The following is a 2,552-nucleotide window of genomic DNA, read 5'->3' on the forward strand; positions in this document are numbered from 1 at the left end:
CCACCTCGCCCACCGGGCGGCTGCCGTTGAGCAGGTAGTTGCGTGCGGCGTGCATGCGCCGCTCCAGCACCAGCTCGCTGAAGGTCTTGCCGATTTCCTTGCGCAACCAGTGGGTCAGGTAGGTGGGCGACAGGTAGGTGGCGGCGGCGACCTTCTGCAGGTTCAGGTCGGGGTCGTCGATATGCCGGCGCAGGTATTCGCTCATGCGGCCCAGCGCAGCGCGGCGGCTGAGCTGCGCGGCATTGCTGTCGGCCAGTTCACGCAGCGGCTCGGCATACAGGCCACAGACCTGGCCGATCAGTTGCAGCAACAGGCCCTTGAGGATTTCGCGGGTGCCGAAGCGGCGGTTGGCATCCAGTGCACGCATGCGGTCGAGAACTTGCCGCAGCTCGGCAAAGTCGGCCTCGCCCAGGCAAAAGTCGAGATGCTCCTGAAAGCGGAACGGTGACAGCTCCGGCGCCTGCAGGATCGACACCTCTTCCAGATCCATCGGGTCACAGGCCAGGTGCGGCAGCAGGAACGTCTGGGAGAAGTTGATCACCACAAAGTCACTGTCGAGCGGGTGCGGAATCACATGCACCCGGTGCGGCAGGATGAAGGCCAGGGTGTTGCGCTTGAAGGGGCGCTGCACGCTGCCGATGTGTTGCACCGTGTCACCGCCGAAGTTGACCTGGATCTGGAAGTACTCGTGGCGATGCGGCGAGGTTTCGGCGGGGCGCCCGCGCTGGTCGCGGATGTAGAAGTCCATCAGCTCGCTGCGCTGCTGCATGACGTAGGTCGGGACCTCGCGCTTTGGGGGCATTGGGCTGGCTCCAGGTTCTAGGTAAAAAGTTGCCTGTGCGGGCCTCTTCGCGGGTAAACCCGCTCCCACAGGTACAGCGCAGCTCCCAAATCATGTGCTGACTCTGTGGGAGCGGGTTCACCCGCGAAGAGGCCCGACGAGGCAAGGCAAGTTGTACGATGTCCAAGCTTTTCAAATTAAACCTGTCTGCAAAAAACCGCGCAACCTTGAACCCCCACAGCCCTCTAAAAATGCGACACCCAGCAGAAAAACCAATCAAAACCCCGCCTTCCGATTTTTTTGGACAGTTCAGCCCTCCCCCGCCTTTAGTGAAAAAAACGGTCTAAAACCAACGTTGCATTCAACAAGTCGTACGACCACCTTAGTAAAGGGACTGCAGCCCAACCTCTATCAACAACAACAAACGAGGTCGACTCATGTCGAGCACGCCTACCCCCCGCGCCGCGTCGTCGTACGCGCTGGACGCGGCCCCTGCCCAGCGCCGGCCCACCCGCCGCCGCTGGTTCATGCTGTCGCTGCTGCTGGTGGCGACCATCATCAACTACGTCGACCGGGTGAACATTTCCATCGCCGCGCCGTTCATGGCCAAGGACTTGGGCCTGGACAAGGTCGAGATGGGCCTGATCTTCTCCGCCTTCGCCTGGACCTACGCCCTGGCCCTGGTGCCGGCAGGCTTCATCGCCGACCGCTTCGGCTCGCGCCTGACCTACGGCGTGTCGCTGATCAGCTGGTCGGCGGTGACCGTGGCCCAGGGCCTGGCCAGCGGCTTTGCCTCGCTGTTCGGCCTGCGCCTGGCGGTCGGCGCCATGGAAGCCCCGGCCTTCCCGGCCAACAGCCGCGCCGTCACCGTGTGGTTCCCCGCCCGCGAGCGCGGCATGGCCAGCAGCATCTACGTGTGCGGCCAGTACCTGGGCACTGCGCTGTTCACCGGCGCCCTGCTATGGCTCGCGACGACCTACGACTGGCGGCATGTGTTCTACAGCACCGGCCTGGTCGGCATCGTGTTTGGCGTGGTGTGGCTGTTCCTGTACCGCGACCCGCTGAACTGCAAGAAGGTCAGCAAGGAAGAGCTGGCCTACATCGAGAACGGCGGCGGCCTGATCAAGAGCAGCCAGGAACGCACCCGTTTCGACTGGCGCCAAGTGGCCGAGCTGTTCCGCTACCGCCAGGTGTGGGCGATCTGCCTGGGCAAGTTCGCCAGCACCTCGGCGCTGTACTTCTTCCTCACCTGGTTCCCCACCTACCTGATCGAAGAGCGCCAGCTGACGTTGATCAAGGTCGGCATCTTCGCGGTCATGCCATTCATCGGGGCCACGGTCGGCATCCTGCTGGCGGGCATCGTCTCCGACCTTCTGATCCGCAAGGGCTACTCGCTGTCGTTCGCCCGCAAGCTGCCGCTGGTGGTGGGCTCGATGCTGGGCATGTCGATCGTGCTGGTGAACTTCACCGACTCGAACGTGCTGTGCATCGCCGTCCTCACCCTGGCGTTCTTCGCCCAAGGTATCGCTTCGTCGTCATGGGCGGCGGTGTCGGAAGTGGCCCCCAAGGAGCTTATCGGCCTGACCGGCGGGGTTACCAGCCTGGCCGCGAACATTGGCGGCATCGTCACGCCGATCGTGATTGGCGCGATCGTGCATGCCAGCGGTTCGTTCGCCATGGCGTTCTGGTTCATTGGCGGGGTGGCGTTGATGGGGACGCTTTCGTATTCGCTGCTGCTTGGGAAGCTGTATCGCATTGAGCTGAAGACGGC

2 protein-coding genes are annotated in these 2,552 nt (G+C 63.3%); one reads left to right on the top strand and one right to left on the bottom strand.

All coding sequences use genetic code 11. The annotated features are described in order from the left end of the window. On the bottom strand, positions 1–802 hold an 802-nt coding region (locus HP547_RS09865), incomplete at its 3' end, for a helix-turn-helix transcriptional regulator (RefSeq protein ID WP_172286192.1). A 416-nt stretch (positions 803–1,218) separates the two neighbouring features. Between HP547_RS09865 and HP547_RS09870 the strand changes: the two genes are divergently transcribed. Beyond that, on the top strand, positions 1,219–2,552 hold a 1,334-nt coding region (locus tag HP547_RS09870), incomplete at its 3' end, for an MFS transporter (protein WP_172286193.1).

The organism is Pseudomonas sp. CM27 (assembly GCF_013179515.1).
In the GTDB taxonomy this organism is placed as follows: Bacteria; Pseudomonadota; Gammaproteobacteria; order Pseudomonadales; family Pseudomonadaceae; genus Aquipseudomonas.